Origin of the sequence: Citrobacter sp. CK180, assembly GCF_030333655.1 — a bacterium.
Lineage (GTDB): Bacteria > Pseudomonadota > Gammaproteobacteria > Enterobacterales > Enterobacteriaceae > Citrobacter_B > Citrobacter_B koseri.
In genome coordinates, this window is sequence record NZ_JAOWFM010000052.1 from 439,805 (window position 1) to 445,804 (window position 6,000).

5 protein-coding genes, 2 pseudogenes and 1 riboswitch are annotated in these 6,000 nt (G+C 45.0%); of the genes and pseudogenes, 2 read left to right on the forward strand and 5 right to left on the reverse strand.

What is annotated here, in order from left to right; translation table 11 throughout:
* Nucleotides 1–259: 259 nt before the first annotated feature.
* Nucleotides 260–820, forward strand: a complete 561-nt coding sequence (locus OGV50_RS15695; protein WP_286488626.1) for a tyrosine-type recombinase/integrase — start codon at nt 260–262, stop codon at nt 818–820.
* Between the two features lie 187 nt (nt 821–1,007).
* On the opposite strand, the gene OGV50_RS15700 is transcribed toward OGV50_RS15695, so the two are convergent.
* The gene (locus OGV50_RS15700; RefSeq protein WP_286488627.1) at nt 1,008–1,691 is read right to left on the reverse strand and encodes a hypothetical protein; all 684 of its coding nucleotides are present in this window, start codon (nt 1,689–1,691) and stop codon (nt 1,008–1,010) included.
* Between the two features lie 333 nt (nt 1,692–2,024).
* Entirely contained in the window at nt 2,025–3,380 is a 1,356-nt protein-coding gene (locus OGV50_RS15705; protein WP_286488628.1) for a site-specific integrase, read from the reverse strand.
* Between the two features lie 66 nt (nt 3,381–3,446).
* A riboswitch (TPP riboswitch) is annotated at nt 3,447–3,544 on the reverse strand.
* A 281-nt stretch (nt 3,545–3,825) separates the two neighbouring features.
* On the opposite strand from OGV50_RS15705, the gene rcnB reads away from it, so the two are divergent.
* Nucleotides 3,826–4,146, forward strand: a complete 321-nt coding sequence (gene rcnB, locus OGV50_RS15710; RefSeq protein ID WP_024130186.1) for a Ni(II)/Co(II) efflux transporter accessory subunit RcnB — start codon at nt 3,826–3,828, stop codon at nt 4,144–4,146.
* Between the two features lie 73 nt (nt 4,147–4,219).
* Here the strand turns inward: rcnB and OGV50_RS15715 are convergent, their stop codons facing one another.
* The 3 genes and pseudogenes from OGV50_RS15715 to OGV50_RS15725 all read right to left on the reverse strand — a co-directional run.
* Entirely contained in the window at nt 4,220–5,200 is a 981-nt protein-coding gene (locus OGV50_RS15715) for a fimbrial protein (RefSeq protein ID WP_115181406.1), read from the reverse strand.
* 12 nt (nt 5,201–5,212) lie between these two features.
* Nucleotides 5,213–5,536, reverse strand: a pseudogene (locus tag OGV50_RS15720) (FimD/PapC C-terminal domain-containing protein); the annotation flags it as partial.
* A gap of 15 nt (nt 5,537–5,551) precedes the next feature.
* Nucleotides 5,552–6,000, reverse strand: a pseudogene (locus OGV50_RS15725) (IS1-like element IS1B family transposase); the annotation flags it as partial.

The window sequence follows — 6,000 nt, forward strand, 5'->3', positions numbered from 1 at the left end:
TTTGTTATGTGTGCAAGGAGCTACCTTACGATATTTTAAAATAACGGTTCATTTTTATTGAACTGCATATCCAATGGTTCAGCAGATCAGTCAGTGCGAGCTGATATTTCCCAACACTAAGACCTGAAAATTGCCCCCAACTTTCGTTTCCCTCTGGGAAGTGGCAGGTTAAATCACATATAAAAAATCCTTTACAATGATCATATTATGATCAATATTTGCATTCTAACTTACATATTGAAATTCAAAGGGGGACGCAATGAAGAGAGTCGAGCCAGTCAGAAACAAAGACCAGATCGCAGAAGTGGAAAGACTGTTACGCCAGCATAACAGCAGCCCTATCTACGGTGATTTGTGGGTATTCCTGAATCAGACAGCGGCGCGAGTGGGTGACGCTCTCAAGCTTAAGTATGCGGATTTTAATCACATCGAAGGGAACGTGTTAAACCTGAAGGAACAGAAGACGGGGAAAACTCGCTCTATTATGCTGACTGCGAAAGCGCTTGAACTTGTAGGACAGCGCCGTGTTGATAATCCAGGGCATGTTTACCTGTTTGAGGTGGAAAGCAACCGGGCCAAGGGCAAACCGATCAGCCGTGTGACGGTCTCAGCCAAATTTAAAGAAGCCGGGGATATGCTCAATTTGCACATTGCAGCCCACAGCCCACGCAAGAACCTGGGCTATCACGCCCTGAAACGTGGGGTTAGCCTCCCGACGTTAACCAAACTATATGGACACAGCAGCCAGGCTGTAACCTTGGCGTATTGTGGGATCATGGAAAAAGATGTCGAAGATGTATTCCAGACCATTGACTATTGATGGACGTTTACGGCCTTGCTTCACAAATCGCAACGTGACTATTGAGGAGATGGCTATGAAGAAGGTTTTACTTTGTGTGCTGGCACTGCTGCCGCTGGTGACTCACTCGAAAACATTCAATACGGACGATAACGAAAAGTAACCAGCCAACAAATAAAAATTGGTTGGCTGGATTCTTTAAAGAGTGTTAATCCTCGATATACAATGGCTCTTCGTCACGCCACGATTCATCAGGTGACAAAAAGAAGTCGCTTTCATCTTCTAAGAATATCAGGCCTGCCCGCCCTGCTTTTGCAAACTTGAGCTTACCCTTTACGTTGAATATATGCCCGTTGTACATCCGGTGCCCTTCTGGATCATATTCACCTGATAGCGTTCCAGTATCCTCTATTGACCATTTATCAACAGCCTTCCATAAATCGCCGCTAATGTTAAAATTCTGATCCAAGTCTGGATAATCGTAGAAACTGGCGTTACAGTCAGCCATTTCCCCAGTCTCTTCCGCTCCGTCATAGATAAATTTCTCAAGAAACTCTCTGAGGTAATCATCATAAAAATCCTCTACGGACTCAAATACTGGTACGGGCATCCCTGACTTTACTTCCGAGACACAAATGCGGAAAATTTCATCGGTGAGAAGAAACTTCCTCGCTCTTTCTGTAGCCATCGGTAAATTCAGCACCACAAATTCAGCATCAGAGAATTCATATTCTTTTGAGGCTTCTTTTCCTTCTTGGATGAGTGCCGCATGGCTGGCATAGCCTAAGAGAGCAGCAATCACCTCATGAAGCTGAGAACGTTTCAAGGATGCATTACGGATTTCGGAATGTTGAGAAATGTTGTAGCAGATTGATTGGATAGCAGCATTCATGATAAACCACTCCGGCGTATCAGATCTCTTGGCAATCATTTAAGGTTTGGTATTGGACATTTTGTTACCCTCAACCATTTGCCAGATCCGACACTATGAAGAAGGTTTAAAAAGAATGTGCGGTACTGCTACCTTTTTTAAGCTGTCCAAAACTTAGGCGGGTGCCTAAGCTCACTATACCGCCTAAGAAATAAAATGCAATAGCAGTCATTTAGCGCCGTGTTGGGCATACCAATATTAAGCGCCGAAGGCGTATCTTCATTTGTCAATTAACCGCTCTCTTATCGAGTACCGATCATTTATGGCTAGGTGAACACCACAGCAGAATCGCAATCATTCCCAATGCAAGTCGTCAATTACATAACATACCGTAGAAAGTGGGAAAGTATGAAGATAACGCCTGGTGATCCCTGAGCCGCTCTTCTCATGACCAACCACCTGTTGCAGGTGCGCCAGGTTACCAACCCAGCCAGCTAAACAGGTTGAAATCATGGTGTGCCTAAACGAATGCACCAAGCGGCGCTGCCCATAATCATCAAGGTACGGAATACCAAGTTGATCACGAACATCAGCTAACACTTTGCCGATTTTCGGCATGTTTTTACCCGCCACTGGCGAGAAGATTTTCTCTTTCCATTGACCGTTAACAAAATCAAGAAAACCCCACTCGATCAGTTTGGGATGAATCACTACCTGCCTTGTAGCGTTCTCAGTTTTGCCTTGCCCCCCTTCTGCGATCAGGAGATAGTGCCGCTGGCTATCTTCATCAAATTTGATCTGTGATTTCTCCAGCTTGGCGATCTCGCCTCTTCTGGCTCCCGTGTACGCCAATAGCAAAGTGATCCACTTCTGCCACCCGTCAGGCTGCTTGAGCGCCCACCCCACAAACTTTCTCATTTCTGCTGCGCTATATGCACCAAACCTTGCTTTAGATGGTGAGGCGACCACTCCATCAGTCGGAGACTTCTCCAGAATATCTTTATTGTCAGTCAGGAAGGTTTTGAACAGCGATTTGTAAATCTTCAAATGCTTGTGGATAGACTCAGCGCCAACCAAATCTTCTGGCGGAACATCATCACACTCGATCAGTTGCTGAACCGTCATTGACCGATAAGGTTGCACAACACGCTTTGGCAAGTTTTCAACAACTTCCATCACCTGCTTGATGTCCTGCTTGGTTATCGTCGTTACGTCTGTTGATGCACCGAGGACAATGAACATGACTTCCATAAAGCGCTCATTAGCCTGTGAAATTGCCTTCGTCCAGTTCTGAGCCTTCTCCTTTTTGTATATATTCCACGCGCCAGCCAGCGTTAGCACTTCTTTTGGTTGTGCTTCCGTTTGTTCTTCCTCTTCTCCGGAAGGAGTAACAACCTCGCGGTATTCCTGTGCAACCATCGGCGGAATATTGCGCCGCACATCATTCAGAAATTGGTGCGCCAGCCATTGTTCATTCTGCTGCTTCAGAATATTGCCATACTCAGAAAGACGCTTACTGAAGTGATCCGGTTGGATAGTTCCACGTTGAACCAGAGGAATTACAGGAGAAGCAAAAGACATGAGCAACTGCGCCTGGGTGTGGCTGTCAGTCTCTAACGACTTACGGAAAAACTTATTATCAGGCAGGCGAAAACGAACGTAATAAACCCCGTTACGTTTAATGGTGTGGCGTATGGTATGGTGTCCCATTTCGTGAGCCTCGATGTGATCGGCTAAACAAAACGGTTCGAAAATCGCAGATAAGTTTTTGATTTTAAATTGAATAATCGCCAGGACTACGCTGGCATTATCCAGATCAGGTAATACGGGTATGTCTCAGCCCTTCGTGAAAAGGGGCACCCCGAGTCGTTGAAACCGAAGCATTTATTATGCTTGTCTCGCCAACAGGATACTGGGTGCGTCAGGGGATGTAAATCAGCGAAATGCCGATATCGCTGGCTCCAGCTCAGGTCAGATAGTTCCCAAAACCGTCATTCGTGATGTGAACTGCCTACGGCATGTGTTGCTTGCGCGCGCTTTCGTTTACACTTTTTACGAAATTATTGGCGTGATAACAAAATAGTTCTTGTCAGACTTGCTGCACAGTGAGAATGATACACGACTGATTTTTATGACCCGAATACGTGGAGAGTTTATGGGTATGAAGAATAAATTTTTAATGGGCGCACTGCTGCTGGCAACCAGCGCAGTCTGGGCCGCACCCGCCGCAACGGGGATTGATCAGTACGAATTGAGCAGCTTTGTTGCCGACTTTACCCATTTCAAACCTGGTGATACCGTTCCTGAGCTGTACCGCACCGACGAGTACAATATTAAGCAATGGAAGCAACGCAATCTGCCAGCGCCCGACGCAGGAACCCACTGGACCTATATGGGCGGCGCTTATGTACTGATTAACGACACCGACGGCAAAATTATCAAAGCCTACGACGGCGAGATTTTTTATCATCGGTAAATGCTTTACTGTAACAACAACAGACAAAACACGTCCTTTCATTCAGAAAAGGACGCGTTTTCAGAGAAATGACTTAATCATATGAAACAGCAAATATTACTTTGCTTTGCAAATTTCCAGGTCGTAATGGTTCGTTGCTGACTCTGACATATTTTGCGGTGATCGGGATAGTATACTTATCCTCAATACTGGTCATTTTTACCATTGTTCTTAGTATATCACCCTGCATTAAAGGCGTAGTACCTGAGCCACTGTATATCTGAAACCCCACACCTTTTGCACCCTCCGCCAGCGTATTTTTAAGTATCGTGCCGTTTTCATTCCAGTCACCATGAGAAACGTTGAAACTCACTGGATTAGTCGTAACATTATATACGCTATCACAGTTTAAAATCAGATTCGTGGTTCCTGTTTTCGTATTATTTCCGGTTATTATCTCATTTAATGTTGTTTCTGGCATCGCAATAACATATTGATTCTGTGAAAAATGGCAGGTCGTAGGTTTATGTTTTACTGTAAAAATAATGTTTTGTGAATAAGAAACATTACTGTTTAGCTTTCCCGTTATCCAACAAAGAATCCATGAGAAAAGATTATTATTACAGGTATTATCAGTAAGAATGCTGATAGCAGGACGGTTTAAGTTAATGCTATTACCTGAAACGGTTAAATCCGCAGTTCCAGACTTTATATAGTTCGCTTCAAGCGTAAACGACTTCGTATTGATCACATTATCTGTTGTAGTCTCCTGGTTACCAATCGTAACGGGAAAGCCATTTCCAGTCAGCTTTAATTGCATAAAAATGGATTTCTGCGACCCTGTCCCTTTAAACTCAACGATATAATTTTGTAAAGGCGTCGCATAATACATCTTGTCGCTTGACGCATTACAGGTAAACGTATCATGTAAATTAGTTTTGACAGGAATCACCGCAGCACCTGATGTCATATCTATTTCAATAGATTGTTGTGCGGTTGTGTTATTCCCTAGTGAACATTTAGCCTGTGATAAGACAGGGAATAACAGTAATAATATTAACCAATACTTATTCATAGCAAGTCCTTTTCATCGGCAAATATAGGTCTTGTTCTCATCAATTACGCCATCAAAGGTAATAATGCAAAACAATCCTTGCTGTTTGTTTGTCGCGACTTTCAAAGAGGCAGGAACATTATCTGTACGGATAAAAAGGCGGCTTCCTTGCCCAACTAAGCCAACATTTTTCCCGGAATGATCTTCTACTTCATAACCGAAGGTTAATGGAGAACCATCTGGACGTCGCGCCAGAAAATACCAGAGCTTGCGCCTGTCGGTTTCAAACTCAGCTAACACAACCGCACCACGATAAGGCACAATCCCCTTACGATTACCGCGTAGTTCGACATCACTGGTAATGACTCCAACTTATTGATAGTGTTTTATGTTCAGATAATGCCCGATGACTTTGTCATGCAGCTCCACCGATTTTGAGAACGACAGCGACTTCCGTCCCAGCCGTGCCAGGTGCTGCCTCAGATTCAGGTTATGCCGCTCAATTCGCTGCGTATATCGCTTGCTGATTACGTGCAGCTTTCCCTTCAGGCGGGATTCATACAGCGGCCAGCCATCCGTCATCCATATCACCACGTCAAAGGGTGACAGCAGGCTCATAAGACGCCCCAGCGTCGCCATAGTGCGTTCACCGAATACGTGCGCAACAACCGTCTTCCGGAGCCTGTCATACGCGTAAAACAGCCAGCGCTGGCGCGATTTAGCCCCGACGTATCCCCACTGTTCGTCCATTTCCGCGCAGACGATGACGTCACTGCCCGGCTGTATGCGCGAGGTTACCGACTGCGGCCTGAGTTTTTTAA

Coding starts and splice junctions, on each gene's coding strand:
- rcnB (WP_024130186.1), top strand. CDS start 3,826: ATGGGTATGAAGAATAAATTTTTAATGGGCGCACTGCTGCTGGCAACC.
- OGV50_RS15705 (WP_286488628.1), bottom strand. CDS start 3,380: ATGGGACACCATACCATACGCCACACCATTAAACGTAACGGGGTTTAT.
- OGV50_RS15695 (WP_286488626.1), top strand. CDS start 260: ATGAAGAGAGTCGAGCCAGTCAGAAACAAAGACCAGATCGCAGAAGTG.
- OGV50_RS15700 (WP_286488627.1), bottom strand. CDS start 1,691: ATGAATGCTGCTATCCAATCAATCTGCTACAACATTTCTCAACATTCC.
- OGV50_RS15715 (WP_115181406.1), bottom strand. CDS start 5,200: ATGAATAAGTATTGGTTAATATTATTACTGTTATTCCCTGTCTTATCA.